Genomic DNA, 23,088 nt, shown 5'->3' with positions numbered 1-23,088 from the left:
GGGAGAAACATGAGCATTAATTCTTCACAAGAAGTTCAGTTAGTAATTATTACAGGAATGTCTGGTGCGGGGAAGACAGTTGTTGTGCAAAGCTTTGAAGATTTAGGGTTCTTTTGTGTTGACAATCTTCCGCCAACGCTTATTCCTAAGTTCTTGGAGCTTATGAAGGAGTCTAACGGAAAAATGAATAAAGTAGCTGTTGTCATGGACTTAAGAGGACGCGAGTTCTTTGATAGTTTATTTCAGGCACTTGATCACCTTGATGAAACATCTTGGATTACGCCTCAAATTTTATTCTTAGATGCAAAAGATAATGTTCTTGTTCAACGCTATAAGGAGACAAGACGTTCTCATCCTCTTGCCAAAACAGGCATGCCGCTTGATGGGATTCAGCTTGAACGAGAGTTATTGGATGATCTAAAGGGAAGAGCTCAAATCATTTTAGATACATCGGATTTAAAGCCACGCGAGCTTCGAGAAAAAGTAATAACGCAGTTTTCAACAAATAATTCTCAAGTATTTAGCGTGAATTTTGTTTCATTTGGTTTCAAATATGGTCTTCCTATTGATGCTGATTTAGTTTTTGATGTTCGTTTTTTACCAAACCCACATTATATTGATTCGCTTCGTCCTAAAACAGGACTTCAAGAAGAAGTGTCTTCTTACGTACTAAAATGGAATGATACTCAAAAGTTTCTTGAAAAGCTTATCGATCTTTTAAAGCTTATGCTTCCACAGTATAAACGCGAAGGAAAAAGTCAGCTTATTGTTGCAATCGGATGTACAGGAGGTCAGCATCGTTCTGTTACTTTAGCTGAGTATCTTGCCAAAGTTTTTGAAGGAGATTTCAAAACAAATCCACTGCATCGAGATATTGAGAGGAGAAAACAGAAGTAAATGACTACAGCACATCCAAAGGTTGTTGTAATTGGAGGAGGAACAGGGTTACCTGTTTTACTAAGAGGGTTGAAATACTATCCAATTGATATTACAGCAATCGTTACTGTCGCAGATGATGGAGGAAGTTCAGGCAGGCTGCGGGAAGAGCTAGGTATTCCCGCACCTGGTGATATTCGCAATGTTCTTGTAGCGCTTTCACGTGTAGAACCTCTTGTGGAAGACCTTTTTCAACATCGATTTTCAAGTGGGGACCAGTTAACAGGTCATGCGCTAGGTAACCTGATTCTAGCAGCGATGACATCTATAACTGGAAATTTTGTGCATGCAATCCAAGAAATGAGTAAAGTGCTTAATGTGAGTGGAAATGTGCTTCCTTCAGCTAATAAGAGTGTTATGCTGCATGCAAAGATGGAAGATGGTACTGTTGTCTCAGGAGAATCTATGATTCCCCAAGCAGAGAAAACGATTGATCGTGTTTTCTTAACCCCAGAAACAATAGAGCCTGTTGAAGAAACTATCGAAGCTATTCGAGAAGCAGATATTGTTGTATTAGGTCCAGGGAGTTTATTTACAAGCATTATTCCTAATTTACTTGTTCCACAGATTGCTGAAGAGCTTTGTAAATCAGCCGCTAAAAAAATCTATGTTTGTAATGTAATGACACAGCTTGGAGAAACGCATGATTATAAAGCTAGTGATCATGTATTAGCTATGTATAAACATGTTCCAAGTCCTTTTTTAAATACAATTATTGTCCATAATGGAGAAATTCCTAAAGAAATTCAGACTAAATACAAAGAAGAAAAAGCTATTCCCGTTGACTATGATCGAAGAACGTTGGAAAAACTAGGTCTACATGTTATTGCAGACGATTTTATTCAATATGATGGAGACGTTATTCGACATAATACAAGAAAAGTAGCACAAACCATTTTCTCGCTACTTCATCAAGAATAACGGGGAAATATGCTCTTTGAAAATAGAAAAGAGGGGGTGAGAGCATGTCATTTGCTTCGGTTACTAAAAAAGAGCTAACAAATATTGAAGTAAAAGAATGTTGTGCAAAAGCACAGTTATCTGCACTGATTCGAATGAATGGCTCCATGTCATTTGCAAATCGCAAAGTTGTTGTAGATATTCAAACTGAAAATGCAGCCATTGCAAGAAGAATTTATGTTTTGTTAAAACAAAGTTATGACATTGCAGTAGAACTGCTTGTTCGGAAAAAAATGAGATTGAAAAAGAACAATGTTTATATTGTACGAATGAAAGAGAAAGCCCGCTTCATTCTTCAAGATTTGCATATTATTGAAGAAGGATTTACATTTGTCCGGACTATCTCACAAGAGTTAGTAAAGAAAAAGTGCTGCAAACGAGCGTATTTAAGGGGCGCATTTTTAGCAGGAGGTTCCGTTAACAATCCAGAAACTTCTTCTTATCATTTAGAGATTTCATCTCTTTATAAAGAACACAATGATTCTCTTTGTGAGCTTATGAATGTCTTTGACTTAAATAGTAAAACATTAGAGCGAAAAAAAGGATTTATTACGTATTTGAAAGAAGCTGAGAAGATTACTGAGTTCTTGAATATAATTGGAGCTCATAATGCACTGCTTCGATTTGAGGATGTTCGAATTGTCCGAGACATGCGTAACTCTGTTAATAGGCTTGTGAATTGTGAAACAGCCAATTTGAATAAAACAATTGGAGCAGCTCTTCGACAAGTAGAGAACATTCGTTACATTGAAGAGACAGTTGGGCTAGATGTTTTGCCGGAAAAACTGAAAGAAATTGCCCAGCTACGAGTGGCTTACCAAGATGTAACGCTAAAAGAGTTAGGGGAAATGGTTTCAGGTTCAAAAATCAGTAAATCCGGCATTAACCATCGATTGCGTAAAATTGATGAAATTGCCAACAGGTTACGATTAGGAGAGTCATTAGAAGAGGTGCAAACTTAAAAGGGGAGAGATGAAGATATGGTGGAAAGAGAAATTGATATACGTTTAAAAACGGGCTTACAAGCAAGGCCTGCAGCACTTTTTGTTCAGGAAGCAAACCGATTCAAGTCGGATGTCTTTCTTGAGAAAGAGGGAAGAAAGATTAATGCTAAAAGTATTATGGGATTAATGAGTTTGGCCCTAAATTCAGGGGCTGTTGTTAATCTTATTGCTTCTGGAGATGATGAAGAAGAAGCAGTTGAAGCTCTAGCAAACTTCGTTCAAAAAAAAGATTAGCCTTTCTATATACAAAAACCTGTTTTCCTAAAAAGGAAAACAGGTTTTTTATATTACTTAGCTGATGGATCTTTTGTTAATACTTTATCAATTAATCCATATTCCATTGCACGATCAGCAGTCATAAAGTTATCACGGTCTGTGTCACGCTCAATAACTTCAAGTGGTTGACCAGTACGATCAGCTAAAATGTGGTTTAGTTTGTCACGCAAGAAAAGAATACGTTTAGCAGCAATTTCAATTTCTGTTGCTTGTCCTTGAGCTCCACCTAATGGTTGGTGAATCATAACTTCACTGTTTGGAAGAGCAAAACGTTTACCCTTTTCACCTGCGGCAAGTAAAAATGCTCCCATAGAAGCAGCCATGCCAATGCAGATTGTTGATACTTTTGGCTGAATAAACTGCATTGTATCGTAAATAGCCATACCTGCTGTAATTGATCCACCAGGACTGTTAATATAAAGAGAGATATCTTTTTCAGGATCTTCTGCTGTTAAGAAAAGCAGCTGTGATACGATAGAGTTTGCTACATTATCATCGATAGCACTACCAAGCATAATGATACGGTCTTTTAAAAGACGAGAGTAGATATCGTATGCGCGCTCACCACGGTTCGTTTGTTCAATAACTGTAGGAATTAGATTCATGAAAATTCCTCCTCTTAATCTAAATTTTAATATGTATCTTACTTAATATCATACAGCTAAGGTCAATAAAGGTCAAACGAAAACAATCGAGTTATTTCGACCTTGCTTATAAAGTAAAACTAACACTTATATTTTTACCCGAAACTTCTACGTCTAAACCTCAAGGAAATTAGTCATTCTGTTTTTAAGCGTCTGATTTTATACGCCTCTATGTTTATTTCTACAAAAAAATACCGACACCTTTTTATAATTTTTTTGCAAGTCTTATTTTCTCCTCTTAATCTAAACAAATATTTTATACAAAAATTAAATGATAAAGAGAGGTTCAATTCAGAATTACTTGAAATCATCTTCATATTTTCATATAATAAAGAATGCACATGCCCTCGTAGTGTAGTGGATAGCACGAGAGATTCCGGTTCTCTTAGGGTAGGTTCGAATCCTATCGAGGGTGTCGAAAAAGACAAGTTGGTTGCCAACTTGTCTTTTTTTATTGGATAAAATGTAGAAAATTGTCTTTTTTTTAGATGGGCCAAGCTTGTCAATTGAGCGAATTTGCTTTAAAACTATATATGAAAGGAAAAACAAAGGAGGAATAAAATTGAAAAAGCTACATAAGTTGCTTCCGATTGTATTTGCCTTAATGCTCGTGTTAGCAGGCTGCGGAACATCAAGCAACTCATCAAGCTCAGATGAAAACACAACAGACGAAAATCAAAGCACAGAAACAGCAAAACAAAATGATGAAAGTGCTCAAGATGACGCAACAAAAGAAGAGAATAAGCAACAAACAAGCGATGAAGAGAGCACAAATGATGAAGAAAGTGCTAAGCAAGAAGTAAACGATGATTCGCAGGCAGAGTCAACGGTTTCGGATAAAGAAGAAGCTTCAACAGAAGAGGAAAATGTAGAAGAAAGTAAAGGTTCTGTAGAAGAAGAGAATACAGAAGAAACAGCAAAACAAACTCAAGATGAAAAACAAGCTGAAGAAGAGAGTAATGGAACACAAAAGACTCTTACTTATGAAAGTAATGGTCAATCTGTAAGCGAGAAAGCAACATTAACATCTAGTAATAATCAAGGATATAATGTTTATCTTTTAGATGGGTTTACTTTCTCAGCAGAAGAACCTAAAAAAGATGTTATTACAAGTAAGCAAAATTCAGATTCATTTATGCGTATTGAAATGTTAGATGAGAATGCTGATATGGCAGCAGAAGAGGAAAATGTGAAGGCATTAGCTCAGGCTGTTAACCCTGAAAATTTCAAAAAAGACGAAAGTATCGGATTAGCAAATGCCGTTTCATATACAGCTGTACTTGGGGAAGATGAAACAAGATTTATTCTCGTTAAAGGAAACACACCCATGAAGCTATCAATCTTTACAAAAAAAGATGGAAACCCTGCAATAGCGCCATATTTAGCAATGGCTAAAACAATTGCATTAGCAAAATAAGTAAGTAAGAATCCTTCGCAATGTTAAGCGAGGGGTTCTTTTTTTAATAGGGGTATTTTGTTGAAAACATAAAGAAAAATTTCTGAAAAGGATTTTGATTTTTCAGACTTTATAGTAGTATAGAAAAAGGGAGGGGAAAACAATGGAGCCTTCTTTATGGCAACAACAAACGCTAAAACTTCATATGTCAACAGAATTGTCACAGGCAATTTCACTTCTTCAGTTTTCAACAGCTGATCTTTTTGAGTTTCTGCAGGAGAAAGCGTTGCAGAATCCCCTTATTCAAATTAATGATTTTCATGGAGCTTTTTCTAAAAGAAAACACTACTCTTCAAGCTCTGAACAATTGCCTGTTAAAGAACGCAAAGGTACGTTAGAAGATTATTTGATAGCTCAAATGCGTGACATGAAAATCACAGGAGAAGAAGCTAGGATTCTACAACACCTTATTTATAGCTTAAATAGCAATGGGTATTTGCAGGAAACTACTGATGAGCTAGCTAGTTTGCTTGCTATTGACGTTGAAAAAGTAGAAGAAATGGTAAGCGTACTACAGCAGTTCGAACCAATAGGGGTAGGTGCACACAGTTTAGCGGAATGTTTATGGATTCAGCTTGACTATGTTGGAGAAGGAACAGAAGAGGATTATATTATCCTTACCGAGTATTTTGATCAATTTGCTTTTAAGAAATGGAAAGCTATTGAAAAAGAGACTAGTATTAACCTTTGTGCCATTCAGGAATTGCAAAAAAAAGTGTTGAAGCTAAACCCAAGGCCAGGTGCTGCGTATGAACGAGTGAGTGATGCATATGTTACGCCAGATTTTATTGTTAAGCAAAAGGCGAGTGGAAAACTTATAGTACTGCGAAACAATGATTATAACTATGATATCCAAATGGATAAAATGTATAAAAGAGGCGCAGCTTCGTCTACCAATAAGGAAGTTCAAGCTTATTTAAAGGAGCATTACAAAGAATTTAGCTGGCTTAGCAAAGGTATTGAAACAAGAAGAGAAACATTAGGTAAAATCATGGAGAGTTTATTAGTATTACAAAAATCATTTTTCTTAGATGGACCAACAAATATGAAACCGCTAACATTAAGAGAACTTGCAGATTTTATTGATGTGCATGAATCAACAGTAAGCAGGGCGGTAAAAAATAAATATGTGCAAACACCTTTTGGAACCTATCCAATGCAGTATTTTTTCACTACAAGCATCGCAAAGGGGCTTGAAGAAACTTCTTCGATCTCTGTAAAGACTGCTATTAAGCATATCGTACAGAATGAAGATAAAAGTAAACCTTTGTCAGATAAGAAGATTGTTTCAAAATTAAAAGAACAATATGAAGTTTCCATTTCACGCCGTACAGTTGCAAAATATCGTGAACAGCTTAATATTTTGGCTTCCTCATTACGAAAAACGTATTAGAGGTGAAAAATGAAAATTATTTTATATTCGAAAAAAGGTTGTCACTTATGTGATATAGCAAAAGATCTTTTAATGGTTTTTCAGAAAAAAATCAAGTATGAATTTGAAGAAAAAGACATATACGAAGAAGACTTTTTAGTTGAAAAATATGGATTAATGATTCCAGTAGTAGAAATTAATGGAGATGTTGTGGCATATGGTAAAGTAACAAAAGACGACCTCATGCCCTTTTTCTCTAGATAGAGAGAAGAATTTTGAAATTTTTTTAAGTAGAATATTCAACGATGGAACCGCTTACTATAAAATATGCGATTTTCTTTTGTTGAATAAGCTCAATACTCCTGATAAAATGAATTTTGTAGCAGGGGTGATTTTTTTTAGCCAATGCGGGACATAATATGTCTACGTGGGACATAAAATGACCACGTAATTGGCTGTAAGGGGAAGGTTCATGTATTCGATTATTCAATTACAGAAAAAACTAATACCAGATCTTCTACCTTTGCTTGAAAGACGTTACCAAATTTTGTTGTACATACGGTTAATGCAACCAATTGGTCGCCGTAACTTAGCTGTAAGCCTTAACATTACAGAGCGAGTATTGCGGGGGGAAGTGACCTTTTTAAAAGAACAAAATTTGATTCATGTTCAAGCAACAGGCATGACGCTTACACATGAAGGGGAAACGTTACTCACGCAATTAGAAGATAGCATGAAAGAAGTTTCAGGTGCTTCCTTATTGGAAAGAACAATTAAAGAAGCCTTTTCTTTATCAGAAGTAATTGTCGTTTCTGGCGATAGTGATCTCTCCCCATGGGTGAAAAAAGAAATGGGAAGAGCAAGCGTTGCTTGTTTGAAAAAATACCTTGCACCCGAAGAAAACATTGTCGCTGTTACAGGGGGGACAACTCTTGCTTCCGTAGCAGAGATGATGACGCCTCATGTAAAAAACCATAAAATCACTTTCGTTCCTGCACGAGGTGGGCTTGGTGAAAATGTAAAAAACCAAGCAAATACAATTTGTGCCAAGATGGCGGAGCGTTCTTCTCAAGATTACCGTCTCTTGCATGTTCCAGATCAGCTTAGTGATGACACGTATCGCTCGATGATTGAAGAACCTTTAATTCAAGACATGCTTCATCTTATTCGATCATCCAACATTATTCTCCATGGTATTGGAGAAGCGATGACAATGGCAAAAAGACGCCAAACATCAGAAAGTGATTTAAATAAGATCAAAAATGGACATGCTGTTGGAGAAGCTTTCGGGTACTATTTTGACCAAAACGGAAAAATTGTACACAAAGTAAAAACAATAGGCATACAGCTTGACGATTTGAACCACAATAAATATGTTATTGCAGTCGCAGGAGGTTCAACGAAGGCAAAAGCGATTAAGGCTTTTCTTAATCAAGCGCGCAATTCCATCCTCATAACGGATGAAGGCGCAGCAAAAGAGTTAGCGAGAGATCTAATATTTTAGATTTCTTCATATAAATTTAAATTTCACCATTCTTAAGGAGGATTTTACTCATGGCAGTAAAAGTTGGTATTAATGGTTTTGGTCGTATCGGCCGTAACGTATTCCGTGCAGCTCTAAATAATCCAGAGGTTGAAGTTGTTGCTGTTAACGATTTAACAGACGCTAACATGTTAGCTCATCTTCTTCAATATGACTCTGTACATGGTAAATTAGATCAAGAAGTAAAAGTAAATGGCAGCAACCTAGTTGTTGGCGACCAAGAAATTAAAGTATTATCTGAGCGTGACCCAGCGAAATTAACTTGGGGTGACCTTGGTGTTGATATCGTTGTTGAATCTACTGGATTCTTCACAAAACGTGCAGATGCTGCTAAACACTTAGAAGCAGGCGCTAAAAAAGTTATCATCTCTGCTCCAGCTTCTGAAGAAGACATCACAATCGTTATGGGTGTTAACGAAGATAAATATGATGCAGGAAGCCACCATGTAATTTCTAATGCTTCTTGTACTACTAACTGCTTAGCACCATTTGCTAAAGTACTTAACGAAAAGTTCGGTATCAAACGCGGTATGATGACAACAGTTCACTCTTACACTAACGACCAACAAATCTTAGACTTACCACATAAAGATTACCGTCGTGCTCGTGCAGCTGCTGAAAACATCATCCCAACAACTACTGGTGCTGCAAAAGCTGTATCATTAGTATTACCTGAATTAAAAGGCAAATTAAACGGTGGAGCAATGCGTGTTCCAACTCCAAACGTTTCTTTAGTTGACCTTGTAGCTGAGCTTGACAAAGACGTAACAGTTGAAGAAGTAAACGCAGCATTCAAAGAAGCAGCTGAAGGAGATCTTAAAGGTATCCTTGGTTACAGCGAAGAGCCACTAGTATCTGGTGACTACAACGGTAACGCAAACTCTTCTACAATCGATGCTCTTTCTACAATGGTTATGGAAGACAGCATGGTTAAAGTTATCTCTTGGTATGATAACGAAAGTGGTTACTCTAACCGCGTAGTAGATCTTGCTGCTTACATCGCAAAACAAGGTCTATAAGTTATAAATCACCTCAAACTACAAATTTCAAACAATTTGTAGTTGGCTTACATGCTTTATAACAACTATAATGTAAATGTGAAACAGGGGGAGCGGGGATTTGTCCCCCGTTCTCCCTGTTTTTGTTTTCTTCGTTCGTTTTACAATGAGAGCACCCAAAAACTCATCATGCAAAGGAGGTCTTTACGGTGAACAAAAAAACTGTTAAAGATATCGATCTTAAAGGAAAACGCGTTTTTTGTCGTGTAGATTTCAACGTCCCAATGAAAGACGGAAAAGTTACAGACGAAACACGTATCAAAGCAGCTTTACCAACAATTAACTACTTAATTGAACAAGGTGCTAAAGTTATTCTTGCAAGCCATCTTGGTCGTCCAAAAGGAGAAGTTGTTGAGGAACTTCGTTTAACACCAGTTGTTGAACGCCTTCAAGATCTACTAGGCAAGCCTGTTGCAAAAGCAGACGAAGCTTATGGAGAAAACGTAAAGCAAATGATCAGCAACATGAACGAAGGGGATGTTCTTGTTCTTGAGAACGTTCGTTTCTATGCTGGAGAAGAGAAGAACGATTCAGAGCTTGCAAAAGCATTCTCTGAGCTTGCAGACGTATATGTAAACGATGCATTTGGCGCTGCCCACCGTGCACATGCATCAACAGCAGGAATTGCTGAACATATTCCAGCGGTTGCAGGTTTCTTAATGGAGAAAGAACTTGAAGTACTTGGTAAAGCTCTTTCAAACCCAGAGCGTCCGTTCACTGCTATCATTGGCGGAGCAAAAGTTAAAGACAAAATCGGTGTAATTGACCATCTTCTTGATAAAGTAGATAACTTAATCATCGGTGGAGGTCTTTCTTACACATTCATCAAAGCATTAGGCCATGATGTTGGTAAGTCTCTTCTAGAAGAAGATAAAATTGATCTAGCAAAAACATTCATGGACAAAGCAAAAGAAAAAGGCGTAAACTTCTATGTGCCTGTTGACGTTGTTGTAGCAGATGATTTCTCAAATGACGCTAACACACAAGTTGTTGACATCGATAGCATTCCAAGCGATTGGGAAGGCTTAGATGCTGGTCCAAAAACACGTGAAATCTATGTAGATGTTATTAAAAACTCTAAGCTTGTCATTTGGAACGGTCCACTAGGCGTATTTGAGCTTGATACATTTGCAAACGGAACAAAAGCTGTAGCAGAAGCGTTAGCAGAAGCGACTGATACATACTCTGTAATCGGTGGTGGAGACTCTGCAGCAGCTGCTGAGAAATTTGGTTTAGCAGATAAAATGAGCCATATTTCAACAGGTGGCGGAGCTTCGCTTGAATTTATGGAAGGTAAAGAACTTCCAGGCGTTGTAGCACTTAACGACAAGTAAAATCAACGTTTACACAGCACTTATAAAGAAACACTTCACGTTTAGTGAAACAATAAAAGAGGACGGTGTAACGATGAGAAAACCGATTATCGCTGGTAACTGGAAAATGAATAAAACTCTTTCAGAAGCAGTAAGCTTCGTGGAAGAAGTAAAAAATAGTGTTCCCGCAGCAAGCGAGGTAGATGCAGTAGTTTGTTCACCTGCACTATTCCTAGACAAGCTTGTTGAAGCAACAAAAGGAACAGACCTTAAAGTTGGCGCTCAAAATATGCACTTTGAAGAAAACGGAGCATACACAGGTGAAGTAAGCCCAGTAGCTCTTGCAGATCTTGGCGTTGATTACGTAATTCTAGGTCACTCTGAGCGTCGTGAAATGTTTGCTGAAACAGACGAAACAGTAAACAAAAAGACGCTTGCAGCATTCAAGCATAACTTAACACCAATCGTTTGTTGTGGTGAAACACTTGAAGAGCGCGAAAGTGATAAAACAAAAGAAGTTGTAGAAACACAAGTAAAAGCAGCTCTTAAAGGTTTATCAGAAGAGCAAGCAAAACAAGTTGTTATTGCTTATGAACCAATCTGGGCAATCGGAACTGGCAAATCTTCAACAGCAGAAGATGCTAATGAAGTTTGTGCAGCAATTCGTAAAGTTGTAGAAAATGTTTTCTCAACAGACGTTGCAGAAACTGTTCGCATTCAATATGGCGGCAGTGTAAAACCAGCTAACATTAAAGAATACATGGCACAATCTGACATTGACGGTGCTCTAGTTGGTGGAGCTAGCCTTGAAGCTCAGTCTTTCTTACAGCTAGTGGAGGCGAAGTAACAATGGCTAAAAAACCAGTAGCATTAATCATCCTAGACGGGTTTGCTTTGCGTAATGAAGAGTACGGAAATGCCGTTGCTCAAGCGAAAAAACCTAACTTCGATCGTTATTGGAATGAGCATGCTCACGCAACGCTAACAGCGAGTGGTGAAGCAGTAGGACTACCAGAGGGCCAAATGGGGAACTCTGAAGTAGGGCACTTAAATATCGGAGCTGGACGAATTGTTTACCAAAGTTTAACACGTGTAAACTTAGCAATTCGTGAAGGTGAGTTTGAAGAAAACGCTACGATTGTAGGCGCAATCGCGCATGCAAAAGAAAACAACAAAAAGCTTCACGCTTTTGGATTGCTTTCTGATGGCGGTGTTCATAGTCATATTGAACACTTATACGCTATTTTACGTTTAGCAAAGAAACAAGGCCTTGATGAAGTTTACATTCACGGATTCCTTGATGGCCGTGATGTAGGTCCACAAACAGCTCGTAAGTATATTGAAGCTCTTCAAGAACAAATTAAAGAGGTTGGTATCGGTAAGATTGCTACTCTTTCTGGTCGATACTATTCAATGGACCGCGACAAGCGTTGGGATCGTGTTGAGAAAGCTTACCGTGCTATGGCTTACGGTGAAGGCCCAACATACACAGATCCGCTTGAAGTGATTGAAGACTCTTACAAAAACGGTATCTATGATGAGTTCATTTTGCCATCTGTTATCATTGATGAAGATGGATCACCTGTTGGGAAAGTTGAAGACGAAGATGCAATTATCTTCTATAACTTCCGTCCTGACCGCGCAATCCAGATTTCAAATACGTTCGCAAACGAAGATTTCCGTTCGTTTGAGCGTGGCGAAAATTATCCGAAAAACTTACACTTTGTTTGCTTAACACGTTTTAGTGAAACAGTTAACGGATTTGTGGCGTTTAAGCCTGTAAACTTAGACAACACAATTGGTGAAGTTCTTTCACAAAACAACTTAAAACAGCTTCGCATTGCCGAAACTGAAAAATATCCGCACGTGACATTCTTTATGAGTGGTGGACGTGAAGCGGAATTCCCTGGTGAAACACGTATTCTAATTGATTCACCAAAAGTAGCTACGTATGACTTAAAACCTGAAATGTCTGTTTATGAAGTGACGGACGCGTTACTGGCAGAAATTGAAGGGGACAAGCAAGACGCTATTATCTTAAACTTTGCTAACCCAGATATGGTAGGTCACTCTGGGAAACTTGAGCCAACAATCAAGGCAATCGAAGCTGTTGATGAGTGCTTAGGCAAAGTTGTTGATGCTATTCTTGCAAAAGGTGGAGATGCCATTATTACTGCTGATCACGGTAATTCTGACATTATTATCACTGAAGAAGGAACTCCGCATACGGCGCATACGACTAATCCGGTACCGGTTATCGTAACACGTGATGGTGTAGAGTTACGCGAAGACGGAATTTTAGCTGACTTAGCTCCAACAATGCTTACATTGTTAGATGTAGAACAACCTAAAGAAATGACAGGAAAAACTTTAATCAAATAAGAGAGGAGACATTTATATGTCTATTATTGTTGATGTTTATGCTCGTGAAGTACTAGATTCTCGTGGGAATCCAACAGTTGAAGTAGAAGTTTACACAGAAACAGGTGCTATGGGACGCGCTCTAGTTCCAAGTGGTGCATCTACTGGTGAATATGAAGCAGTAGAATTACGTGACGGTGACAAAGAACGTTACCTTGGTAAAGGTGTTCTTAAAGCAGTAGAAAACGTAAATGAAATTATCGCTCCAGCCATCATTGGTTATGACGTATTTGACCAAGTTGCAATCGATAAATCTATGATTGAGCTTGATGGTACAGATAACAAAGGTAAACTAGGTGCAAACGCAATCCTTGGTGTATCTATGGCTGTTGCTCGTGCAGCTGCAGACTTCTACGATATGCCACTTTACCAATACCTTGGTGGAGTAAATGGAAAAACTCTTCCAGTTCCAATGATGAACATTGTAAACGGTGGAGAGCATGCGGATAACAATGTTGATATCCAAGAATTCATGGTTATGCCTGTAGGTGCTGAAAACTTCAAAGAAGCTCTTCGCATGGGCGCTGAAATTTTCCATAACTTAAAATCGGTTCTTAAAGGAAAAGGTTACAACACAGCTGTAGGTGACGAAGGTGGTTTCGCACCAAACTTAAGCTCTAACGAAGAAGCACTACAAACAATCATTGAAGCGATCGAAAAAGCTGGCTATAAACCAGGCGAACAAGTTATGTTAGCAATGGACGTAGCATCTTCTGAGCTTTACAACAAAGAAGACGGCAAATATCATCTTTCTGGCGAAGGCGTTGTGAAGTCTTCTGAAGAAATGGTAAGCTGGTATGAAGAATTAGCTTCTAAATACCCAATCATCTCAATTGAAGATGGTCTTGACGAAAACGACTGGGAAGGTCATAAATTACTAACTGAGCGTATCGGTAACAAAGTTCAATTAGTAGGGGACGACCTATTCGTAACAAACACAAACAAACTTGCTCAAGGTATTGAACAAGGTGTTGGAAACTCAATCCTTATCAAAGTTAACCAAATCGGTACGTTAACAGAAACATTTGACGCAATCGAAATGGCTAAACGTGCTGGTTACACAGCTGTTATCTCTCACCGCAGTGGTGAAACTGAAGATAGCACAATCGCTGACATTGCTGTTGCATTAAACGCAGGTCAAATCAAAACTGGTGCACCATCTCGTACAGACCGTGTTGCAAAATACAACCAATTACTTCGTATCGAAGATCAACTTGGTGAAGTTGCGAAATACGATGGAATTAAATCATTCTACAACCTTAAAAAATAAGGTGAATGAATAGGAAGCTCCGCTCAGTGCTTGAGCGGAGCTTTTTTATAGTTATAAGCACTTTTGTTAACGTATTGTTAACATGTTTTCTCTATCCTTGTAACCCTATTGTTTTTATGATAAATTTAAAATATTGGAAACGTGTGTTTAACCGGGAGGTGTTTTATAAATGCTTCATACAGTTCTTATGACATTACTCATTATCGTAGCTATCGCACTAATTATTGTTGTACTTCTTCAGTCAAGTAAAAGTACTGGACTTTCAGGTGCAATTTCAGGAGGAGCAGAGCAACTTTTTGGGAAACAGAAAGCCCGTGGTATTGATGCTGTTCTACACCGCATCACAGTTGTTCTTTCTGTTTTATTCTTTGTTCTTACACTTTTAGTGTCATACGGTAAGTTTTAAATGGGCGAGCTTATTATAAGCTGGTCCTTTTTTGTTTAAATAAACGCTTGTTTAGATTATGATTAAGAAAGACCATATAAGGGAATTTTTAAATAGACAGGTAGAAAATCACTATCGCAAGAAGAAGGAGAGCAGATACATAATGAAGATTACGTTACCAAAACCATTTACATTTGAAGGCGGAGATAAAGCAGTTCTCTTACTGCATGGATTTACAGGCAATTCAGCAGATGTTCGGATGCTTGGTCGTTACTTAGAAAAGCGTGGTTATACATGCCATGCTCCTCAATATAAAGGACACGGGGTTCCTCCTGAAGAACTAGTTCACACAGGTCCTGATGATTGGTGGAAAGACGTGATGGAGGGGTATAATTTCCTAAAGGAAAAAGGCTTTGATGATATTGCAGTAGCAGGTCTTTCACTTGGCGGCGTATTTTCGCTGAAATTAGGTTACACTGTACCTGTAAAGGGTATAGTGCCCATGTGTGCTCCAATGTATATTAAAAGTGAAGAAGTAATGTACAATGGTGTTCTAGAATATGCTCGTGAATTTAAGAAACGCCAAGGAAAAACAGAAGAAGAAATTGAGAATGAAATGCAGGAATTTAAGAAGGCACCAATGGAAACCCTAAAAGCATTACAAGAATTGATTTCAGATGTTCGTCATAATGTGGATATGGTATATGCTCCAACGTTTGTTGCACAAGCGCGTCATGATCATATGATTAATACGGACAGTGCCAATATTATTTATAACGAAGTAGAATCAACAAAGAAAGACATTAAATGGTATGAAGAGTCAGGCCATGTTATCACATTAGATAAAGAACGTGATGTACTTCATGAAGATGTATATAACTTCTTGGAGTCATTAGACTGGTAGACCAAATATTGAAAACAAGGAGGTTGACAATGGATCAAAACATTCAAAACCATATTGATCGTCTTCTTGCCTATATGCGAGAAGAAAGCTATAAACCATTAACAACGAAAGAGCTTGAAGAAGTATTCGGCATTGAAGATTCATCTGAATTCAAAACATTTGTCCGTGCTCTTGTAGAAATGGAAGAGAAGGGACTTATCGTTCGTTCAAGAACAAACCGCTACGGTTTACCTGAGCGAATGAATTTAGTAAGAGGTAAATTAATCGGTCATGCAAAAGGATTTGCATTTGTCCGTCCTGAAGATGCCACAATTGAACAAGATGTGTTTATTCCACCAGGTGATTCAGGGAATGCTCTACATGGCGATACGGTTCTTGTTCGTATTACTGTAGAAAAATCAGGAGCAAGACGTGAAGGAGCCGTTATGAAGGTTCTTGAGCGAGGGGTCCAAGAAATCGTCGGTACATATGAACAGAGCAAAGGATTCGGTTTTGTAGTACCAGATGACAAAAAGTTCAAGAGTGATATTTTTATTCCAAAAAATGCTCAAAATGGAGCGATTGACGGCCATAAAGTTATCGTAAAGCTAACAAGCTATCCTGATAACCGCATGAATGCAGAAGGAGAAGTCAAAGAGATTCTTGGTCATAAAAACGACCCTGGAGTTGATATTCTTTCTATTATTCATAAATATGGCATTGTTGTTGAATTCCCTGATGAGGTTATTGATCAAGCGAACGATGTTCCAGATACAATTGCTGAAAGTGATTTAAAAGACCGTCGTGATCTTCGTAACGAAACAATTGTAACAATTGACGGCGCAGATGCTAAGGACTTAGATGATGCAGTTACCGTTACAGAACTTGAGAATGGAAACTATAAGTTAGGGGTTCATATCGCAGACGTTAGTCACTATGTTACAGAAGGATCGCCCATTGATGTAGAAGCAGCTGACCGCGGAACAAGCGTTTATTTAGTAGATCGCGTAATTCCAATGATTCCTCATCGCCTTTCAAATGGAATTTGTTCATTGAATCCGAAAGTTGATCGTCTTACGCTTTCATGTGAAATGGAAGTAAACGCAAAGGGAGAAGTTGTAAAGCATGAAATCTTCCAAAGTGTGATTAAGACAACGGAACGAATGACTTATTCAGATGTAAACAAGATTCTTGTAGATAAAGATGAAGAACTTCGTGCTAAATATGAGCCACTTGTCCCGATGTTTGAAGATATGGAAAAGCTGGCTGCTATCCTACGACAAAAACGAATGGACCGTGGGGCCATTGATTTTGACTTTAAAGAAGCAAAAGTTCTTGTAGATGAAGAAGGGCATCCAAGCGATGTTCGATTGTATGAGCGTTCAGTAGGAGAAAAACTGATTGAAGAGTTTATGCTTCTAGCAAATGAGACAGTAGCAGAGCACTTCCATTGGATGAATATCCCGTTCATGTACCGAGTTCATGAAGATCCAAAAGAAGATAAGCTCAACCGTTTCTTAGAGTTTATTACAAACTTTGGGTATGCCGTTAAAGGAACAGGAAACTCAATCCATCCACGTGCACTTCAAGAAGTGTTAGAGGCTGTACAAGGAAGCCCAGAAGAAATGGTTATTTCAACTGTAATGCTTCGTTCTATGCAACAAGCACGCTACTCTCATGAGAGCCTAGGTCATTTCGGTCTTTCAACAGAGTTTTATACACACTTTACGTCACCAATCCGTCGTTATCCAGACTTGATTGTTCATCGTCTTATTCGAACGTATTTAGTTCAAAATCAAGTAGATAGTGCAACACAAGAGAAGTGGCAAGAGCGTCTGCCAGAGATTGCGAAACATACATCAGATCGTGAGCGTCGTGCAGTTGATGCAGAGCGTGAAACAGATGACCTCAAGAAAGCAGAATTCATGGCAGACAAGGTTGGAGAAGAATTCGAAGGAATTATTAGTTCAGTAACCAAATTTGGTATCTTTGTTGAGCTTTCTAACACAATTGAAGGGCTTGTTCATGTAAGTGACTTGTCTGATGATTACTATCATTATGATGAGCGTAACTTTGCTATGATCGGAGAGCGAACAGGAAATGTGCTTCGCATTGGCGATGAAGTGAAGGTCCAAGTTGCTAGTGTAAACAAAGACGAGCGCTCAATTGACTTTGTGATTGTTGGCATGAAAGGCAGCAAAAAGCGTGCCCGCATGGATCGTCCGAAAGTCATTAAAAACGATAATAAGCGTACAAGACCAACTACAAAAGGTAAGAAAAAAGAAGAATGGTCAACAAATCCGCCTTCTGACAAAAAGAAGAGAAAGCGTAAAGCTTTCTATGAAGGAGCACCAGGATTAAAGAAAAAGAGACGTAAGCGTAAATAACAGAGTGGCTGCCTTTGGCAGCCTCTCATAAGTTGAGAGCAGATTATAAAATCTGTTACAATAGATAATACGCTAGATGTTCGTTGGTTGAAGGGAGAACGTGTTTTATGCCAAAAGGAGAAGGGAAACTTATTGCCCAAAATAAAAAAGCTCGTCATGATTTTGCTGTTGAAGAAACATATGAAGCGGGCCTTGTATTAAAAGGAACAGAAATTAAGGCTATTCGTGGTGGGCGCGTTAACTTAAAAGACTCGTTCGCACGCGTGCAAAATGGAGAAGTGTTTCTTCATAACATGCACATTAGTCCTTATGAGCAAGGAAATCGCCACAATCATGAACCATTGCGCACACGAAAGCTTCTTTTACATCGCAAACAAATTAATAAATTAATTGGTGATACGAAGCAAGAAGGTTATTCTCTTGTTCCATTAAAACTGTATTTGAAAAATGGATACGCAAAAGTTTTAATTGGACTTGCAAGGGGTAAAAAGAAATATGACAAGCGTGAAGACTTGAAACGTAAAGAAGCAAAACGCGATGTTGAACGTGCGTTCCGCGAACGTCAAAAAATGTAGAGTCCTAAAAGTTTACATTTGACTTCAAGAACGTATGTGCTATAATAAGAAATGTAACACAGCCAGTAACTAGCGACAGCTAAGCTTAAACTTATAGTTGTCCCGTTTCGATAACCTTTTATATGGGGACGTTACGGATTCGACAGGGATGGTTTGAGCTTGAGTTGCGAGCCGGGGGGATCGTCCTCGTTACTAACGTCGAGTTAATTATAACTGGCAAACAAAACAATTTCGCTTTAGCAGCATAATGCTAGAGGCCCTTTCCTTCCATCGCCCATGTGGAAGTGTAGAGGGTTCACTATGAAGTGGGCTACGCTTAAGGCCACCGTCTGAGGTCTTAAGAAGAGACTAATCAGACTAGCTCCTCGGACGCCTGTCGGTAGGCATAAGAGAGAGCGAATTGCGAATATGCCGACTACGCTCGTAGATGCTTAAGTATCAATATCTTTGGACGTGGGTTCGACTCCCACCGTCTCCACCAAATACATATTTTGGTGGTTTTTTATTATATAAAAGTAAAGCATAGGCTCTGTTCAGAGCCTATGCTTTTTTAATGTTTATAAAATGTAAAATATATCTATAAACGGTATGATGTTTATAGAAATAAAGAGAGTAGGAAAGTTAATGTATGAATATAAATTTGTACAAGTAGAGTTAAAACATGGACTATTAAAAAGTACGTCAAAAGAGGATTATCGAGAAATTATTCAACAGAATGCAGAAGAAGGATGGCGTTTCGTTCAAATCTTTGCCCCTGGAACAGGAACTGTAGGAAGTGTTGACAATTTTGAACTAATTTTTGAAAAAACAAAATAAGGTCAAGAAAGAGAAGAGTTTTTGTAAGAAAGCTCTTCTTTTTTATGATTCGATATGAAAAATAAATAAGTAAATATAGTAAGCAAAAAATTGCAAAAGTAAAATAGGATAGTAGGTTTAATAATGTTAAAATAAGAAATAGGATTTGTTGAGATTATACTTAACTTAGTTAATATCTTTTTATAAAAGTTATTTTAGGATTTTATATGTCTGCTGAACTAATTTTAATGTGGGAACATCATTAGAGCAGCATACGATGAGTGTTCTATAAAGTTATAGACATGAGTGTTAGTTGTTCTTTCCGTCTTGAAGAAAGAAAATGTTCCAGATTGAATTGCTGACTGTAGAAGAGGAAAGATATAGATATCAACCTCAACAAACAACAATAAAAAAGTAAGGAGGTAGATTTACTATCGAGCATCTACCTTTATTCCTAATTCTTATTATTATATTAGGATTAGTATTTGATTTTATTAATGGATTTCATGATACGGCTAATACCATTGCTACGTCTGTGACAACAAGAGCTTTATCACCCCGGACAGCAATCCTAATTGCTGCCTGTGCCAACTTTGGCGGAGCCCTATTATTTTCAGGCGTTGCTGAAACGATTACAAAAGACATTGTTAATCCATTTTCATTGGACAACGGATCAGCCGTTATTTTAGGAGCACTAATTTCCGCTATCTTTTGGAATCTAATCACATGGTATTTTGGCATCCCAAGTAGTTCCTCACATGCTCTTGTTGGTTCTATTTCAGGTGCAGCTATTGCAGCTGGCGGTGTTCATATTTTGAACTACCAAGGTTTTTTGGGAATTGTACAAGGATTGATTATTTCGCCGATTATTGCAATTATTATTGGATTCCTGATTATGAAAATTTTTCAACGTACACTTAAAAACTTGCCTTTGTATAAAACAAATAGAAGAATGCGCTCACTGCAAATGGTAACGGCAGGGCTGCAGTCATTTTCACATGGAACAAATGATGCACAAAAAACAATGGGCATTATGACAATGGCACTGATTACATCAGGGTATCAAAACTCAACAGCGGTACCTTTTTGGATTAAAATCTTAGTTGCAGCTGCAATGGCTCTTGGAACGTCTATTGGAGGATGGAAGATTATTAAGACTGTTGGTGGGAAAATTACGAAGCTGACACCAGCAAGCGGAGCAGCAGCTGATATATCATCAGCACTTATTATTTTCGGGTTTACAGCATTAAAACTCCCTGTAAGTACAACCCATGTTATTTCCTCTTCTATCATGGGAGTTGGGTCTGCTCAGCAGTTTAAATCTGTAAAGTGGGGCACAGCAAAACGTATTGTGCTGACGTGGGTAATTACATTACCATTGACAGCATTATTAGGGGCACTTGTCTTTAAAGTATTGTCTATCATGATGTGATGCTATCTGCGTACATATAAATATAGATAAGGAATAAGAGAGTAAAAAACGTGAGCTGTAAAAGCTCACGTTTTTTTTAATAAGAGTCTGTATCATGTCCCATGTCTTTTGCTTTCTCAACTGTTTCTTTTGTTTCCGTTGCGCCTAGTGGACCATGATGATCGGTATTTCCGCGCTTTTTTAATCCTTCTGCAACACGACGGCCGTAATCTTCATCTGCTTTTGTAAAATACTCAATCATTTTTTCTTGAATGATCGGCTTACAAGGAGCTAAACCATCGACAAGGTTACGAATTAAATCATCTCGTTCAACATCATCAAATGCACGGTATGTTTCACCAGCTTGTTTGAAGTCATTTGTTCTATCAATTTTTTCATGAACAAGGTTTCCTTCAATATGTGGCGTATACTCTTTTCCAGAAGGCGGAGCTTCTTTTAATCCTCCTAGCGAAGATGGTTCATAATTGATATGTGGATTTTGTCCAGGTGCTTTATCAACGTAGTAAGCCATTTGTCCATCACGCTGGTTTGTTGCAACATGCTTTTTCGGTGCATTGATTGGCAGCTGTAAATAGTTTGGTCCAACACGATAGCGCTGCGTATCTGAATAAGAGAATGTTCTTCCTTGAAGCATTTTATCATCAGAGAAATCAAGTCCATCAACTAACACGCCTGTTCCAAATGCTGCTTGCTCTACTTCTGCAAAATAGTTTTCTGGGTTCTTATTTAAAACCATTTTTCCAACAGGAAGCCAAGGAATTTGATCTTTTGGCCAGATTTTCGTATCATCAAGCGGATCAAAATCAAGCTCAGGATGGTCATCATCACTTAAAATTTGAACGAAAAGCTCCCATTCTGGATAGTCGCCATTTTCAATTGCTTCATATAGATCTTGTGTTGCATGATTAAAGTTCTTTGCTTGGATTTCTTCTGCTTCTTGCTGTGTTAAATTTTTGATCCCTTGCTTTGGTTCCCAATGATATTTAACAAGAACAGCTTTTCCTTCTTTGTTTACCCATTTGTATGTATTAACGCCAGAGCCTTGCATTTGACGGTAGTTTGCTGGAATTCCCCATGGAGAATAAACAAACGTTACCATATGCGTTGCTTCAGGTGAATTACTACAGAAATCGAAAAAGCGTTCGCTGTCTTGTCTATTTGTAACAGGATCTGGTTTAAAAGCGTGAATCATATCTGGGAATTTGATGGCATCCCGAATAAAGAAAATTTTCAAGTTGTTTCCAACTAGATCCCAGTTTCCGTCTTCCGTATAAAATTTAACCGCAAAACCTCGTGGGTCCCGAAGCGTTTCTGGAGAGTGACCGCCGTGAATAACAGATGAGAAGCGCACAAAGACAGGTGTTTGTTTACCAGCTCCTTCAAACACTTTGGCACGTGTATACTTAGAAACAGGTTCATCTCCAACTTTCCCGTATGTTTCAAAATATCCGTGTGCACCAGCACCACGAGCATGCACCACGCGCTCTGGAATCCGTTCGCGATCAAAATGTGAAATTTTCTCGATGAAATGATAGTTCTCTAGTGTTGCAGGTCCTCTATTTCCGACTGTTCGGATGTTTTGATTGTCTTGAACAGGATGGCCTTGACGAGTTGTGAGTGTATCTTCATGTTCACCTTCTGTCATACGCTTATCTAGTGTATCTCCTTCACCATTTACAGAAGTTCCATTTTCTGTTGGCTTCTTCTTATCTTCCACCTTAATCCCTCCTTGGAAAAATAATCAATCATACATATAAGGTATTCCCCAAAGAGATGGGGGTTTATGCATAAAATATTATTTATTTTGTAAAAGAAAGTATCTATAAAAACAAAGAAAGGGATGCTCCACAAAAGGAACATCCCTTTCTTTATTAGAGTGATACTAAAATCAATCATAGTAAAGGATGGATTATCTTTTCTTCTCAATGGCCCTCCTAGCACGAACAAAAGCCACAACCCCTATGGCTTCTTCTTCTGTCAGCGTTTTACCATCAACAGCTAATTTATTTCGTTCTATGACTTCAAGAGAGATTTGTTCATGCTGGGGTGTGCGCCCAAGTAGATCATCACAAGTTGTTTCAAAAAGGTCGGCTAATAAAGCAAGCGCTTCAAATGAAGGGCGTCTATAGCCAGATTCGTAGCCAGCGTATGTACTTTTTGCGATGCCAAGGCGGTCTGCTGTGTACTGAAGAGACCACTTCTTCTTTTTTCGTAATTCTGTTAAACGATCTAAGTTCATCTCTTTTCCGCTCCTTTTGCTTATAAAGTATTATATCATAAAGGATATTTAAGGTGTACGCGAATTGAATAATATTACCTTGCTAATTCTGAAATCCTTGTCTATAATTGAGTTAAAAGTATGCAGAAAGCGAATGTTT

The 23,088-nt window shown here is 38.1% G+C and carries 22 protein-coding genes, 1 tRNA gene and 1 other RNA gene; 21 read left to right on the top strand and 3 right to left on the bottom strand.

Going from position 1 to position 23,088, the window contains the following annotated elements; all coding sequences use genetic code 11:
• The first annotated feature begins 9 nt into the window (after positions 1–9).
• Genes rapZ through B9N79_RS18465 form a run of 4 tightly spaced genes read left to right on the top strand, consistent with a single transcriptional unit; the run spans position 10 to position 3,134 of the window.
• Entirely contained in the window at positions 10–897 is an 888-nt protein-coding gene (gene rapZ, locus B9N79_RS18480; RefSeq protein ID WP_019394933.1) for an RNase adapter RapZ, read from the top strand.
• Entirely contained in the window at positions 898–1,857 is a 960-nt protein-coding gene (locus B9N79_RS18475) for a gluconeogenesis factor YvcK family protein (protein WP_019394934.1), read from the top strand.
• Positions 1,858–1,901: 44 nt separating this feature from the next.
• Positions 1,902–2,858, top strand: coding sequence for a DNA-binding protein WhiA (gene whiA / locus B9N79_RS18470; RefSeq protein ID WP_040060227.1), 957 nt, complete (start codon positions 1,902–1,904; stop codon positions 2,856–2,858).
• 18 nt (positions 2,859–2,876) lie between these two features.
• Positions 2,877–3,134 (top strand): HPr family phosphocarrier protein, encoded by a 258-nt coding sequence (locus B9N79_RS18465; protein ID WP_019394936.1) that lies wholly within the window; start codon positions 2,877–2,879, stop codon positions 3,132–3,134.
• Positions 3,135–3,187: 53 nt separating this feature from the next.
• Here the strand turns inward: B9N79_RS18465 and clpP are convergent, their stop codons facing one another.
• Positions 3,188–3,781 carry an ATP-dependent Clp endopeptidase proteolytic subunit ClpP gene (gene clpP, locus B9N79_RS18460; protein WP_019394937.1) on the bottom strand — a complete coding sequence of 198 codons (594 nt, stop codon included), beginning with the start codon at positions 3,779–3,781 and terminating at the stop codon, positions 3,188–3,190.
• A gap of 382 nt (positions 3,782–4,163) precedes the next feature.
• Here clpP and B9N79_RS18455 point away from each other — a divergent pair.
• The 17 genes from B9N79_RS18455 (at position 4,164) to B9N79_RS18375 (ending at position 20,710) form a co-directional block, all read left to right on the top strand.
• A tRNA-Arg gene (locus B9N79_RS18455) sits at positions 4,164–4,235 on the top strand.
• Positions 4,236–4,382: 147 nt separating this feature from the next.
• Positions 4,383–5,237: a prolipoprotein diacylglyceryl transferase gene (locus B9N79_RS18450; RefSeq protein WP_040060226.1), complete on the top strand. Its 855-nt coding sequence runs from the start codon at positions 4,383–4,385 to the stop codon at positions 5,235–5,237.
• Positions 5,238–5,379: 142 nt separating this feature from the next.
• Entirely contained in the window at positions 5,380–6,669 is a 1,290-nt protein-coding gene (gene rpoN, locus B9N79_RS18445; RefSeq protein ID WP_019394939.1) for an RNA polymerase factor sigma-54, read from the top strand.
• 9 nt (positions 6,670–6,678) lie between these two features.
• On the top strand, positions 6,679–6,912 hold the full coding sequence (locus tag B9N79_RS18440; protein WP_019394940.1) for a glutaredoxin family protein: 234 nt from the start codon (positions 6,679–6,681) through the stop codon (positions 6,910–6,912).
• A gap of 208 nt (positions 6,913–7,120) precedes the next feature.
• Positions 7,121–8,152, top strand: a complete 1,032-nt coding sequence (locus tag B9N79_RS18435) for a sugar-binding transcriptional regulator (protein ID WP_019394941.1) — start codon at positions 7,121–7,123, stop codon at positions 8,150–8,152.
• A gap of 50 nt (positions 8,153–8,202) precedes the next feature.
• Positions 8,203–9,210, top strand: coding sequence for a type I glyceraldehyde-3-phosphate dehydrogenase (gene gap, locus B9N79_RS18430; RefSeq protein ID WP_019394942.1), 1,008 nt, complete (start codon positions 8,203–8,205; stop codon positions 9,208–9,210).
• Between the two features lie 188 nt (positions 9,211–9,398).
• A complete protein-coding gene (locus B9N79_RS18425) occupies positions 9,399–10,583 on the top strand; it encodes a phosphoglycerate kinase (RefSeq protein WP_019394943.1) in 1,185 nt (394 codons plus the stop codon).
• A 73-nt stretch (positions 10,584–10,656) separates the two neighbouring features.
• Positions 10,657–11,409, top strand: coding sequence for a triose-phosphate isomerase (tpiA, locus tag B9N79_RS18420; protein WP_046218016.1), 753 nt, complete (start codon positions 10,657–10,659; stop codon positions 11,407–11,409).
• 2 nt (positions 11,410–11,411) lie between these two features.
• Positions 11,412–12,944, top strand: a complete 1,533-nt coding sequence (gene gpmI / locus B9N79_RS18415) for a 2,3-bisphosphoglycerate-independent phosphoglycerate mutase (protein WP_040060225.1) — start codon at positions 11,412–11,414, stop codon at positions 12,942–12,944.
• A 16-nt stretch (positions 12,945–12,960) separates the two neighbouring features.
• Positions 12,961–14,253 carry a phosphopyruvate hydratase gene (eno, locus tag B9N79_RS18410; protein WP_019394946.1) on the top strand — a complete coding sequence of 431 codons (1,293 nt, stop codon included), beginning with the start codon at positions 12,961–12,963 and terminating at the stop codon, positions 14,251–14,253.
• 169 nt (positions 14,254–14,422) lie between these two features.
• The gene (secG, locus tag B9N79_RS18405) at positions 14,423–14,659 is read left to right on the top strand and encodes a preprotein translocase subunit SecG (protein ID WP_019394947.1); all 237 of its coding nucleotides are present in this window, start codon (positions 14,423–14,425) and stop codon (positions 14,657–14,659) included.
• A gap of 142 nt (positions 14,660–14,801) precedes the next feature.
• Complete coding sequence (locus B9N79_RS18400) at positions 14,802–15,542, top strand: alpha/beta hydrolase (protein ID WP_019394948.1); 741 nt, start codon at positions 14,802–14,804, stop codon at positions 15,540–15,542.
• A gap of 29 nt (positions 15,543–15,571) precedes the next feature.
• Positions 15,572–17,908 (top strand): ribonuclease R, encoded by a 2,337-nt coding sequence (rnr, locus tag B9N79_RS18395; protein ID WP_040060221.1) that lies wholly within the window; start codon positions 15,572–15,574, stop codon positions 17,906–17,908.
• Positions 17,909–18,015: 107 nt separating this feature from the next.
• Positions 18,016–18,483: an SsrA-binding protein SmpB gene (gene smpB / locus B9N79_RS18390; protein WP_019394950.1), complete on the top strand. Its 468-nt coding sequence runs from the start codon at positions 18,016–18,018 to the stop codon at positions 18,481–18,483.
• A gap of 124 nt (positions 18,484–18,607) precedes the next feature.
• Positions 18,608–18,964: a transfer-messenger RNA gene (ssrA, locus tag B9N79_RS18385) on the top strand.
• A 143-nt stretch (positions 18,965–19,107) separates the two neighbouring features.
• Complete coding sequence (locus tag B9N79_RS18380; protein ID WP_040060220.1) at positions 19,108–19,299, top strand: DUF4177 domain-containing protein; 192 nt, start codon at positions 19,108–19,110, stop codon at positions 19,297–19,299.
• 412 nt (positions 19,300–19,711) lie between these two features.
• Complete coding sequence (locus tag B9N79_RS18375) at positions 19,712–20,710, top strand: inorganic phosphate transporter (RefSeq protein ID WP_040060219.1); 999 nt, start codon at positions 19,712–19,714, stop codon at positions 20,708–20,710.
• A 76-nt stretch (positions 20,711–20,786) separates the two neighbouring features.
• Here B9N79_RS18375 and B9N79_RS18370 read toward each other — a convergent pair whose 3' ends face one another.
• A complete protein-coding gene (locus B9N79_RS18370; protein ID WP_081496152.1) occupies positions 20,787–22,355 on the bottom strand; it encodes a catalase in 1,569 nt (522 codons plus the stop codon).
• Between the two features lie 264 nt (positions 22,356–22,619).
• Positions 22,620–22,949, bottom strand: a complete 330-nt coding sequence (locus B9N79_RS18360; RefSeq protein WP_040060217.1) for a helix-turn-helix domain-containing protein — start codon at positions 22,947–22,949, stop codon at positions 22,620–22,622.
• Positions 22,950–23,088: the final 139 nt, after the last annotated feature.

This window comes from Priestia filamentosa, assembly GCF_900177535.1.
Lineage (GTDB): Bacteria > Bacillota > Bacilli > Bacillales > Bacillaceae_H > Bacillus_I > Bacillus_I filamentosa.
This window is presented reverse-complemented; position numbering and strand designations above follow the sequence as displayed.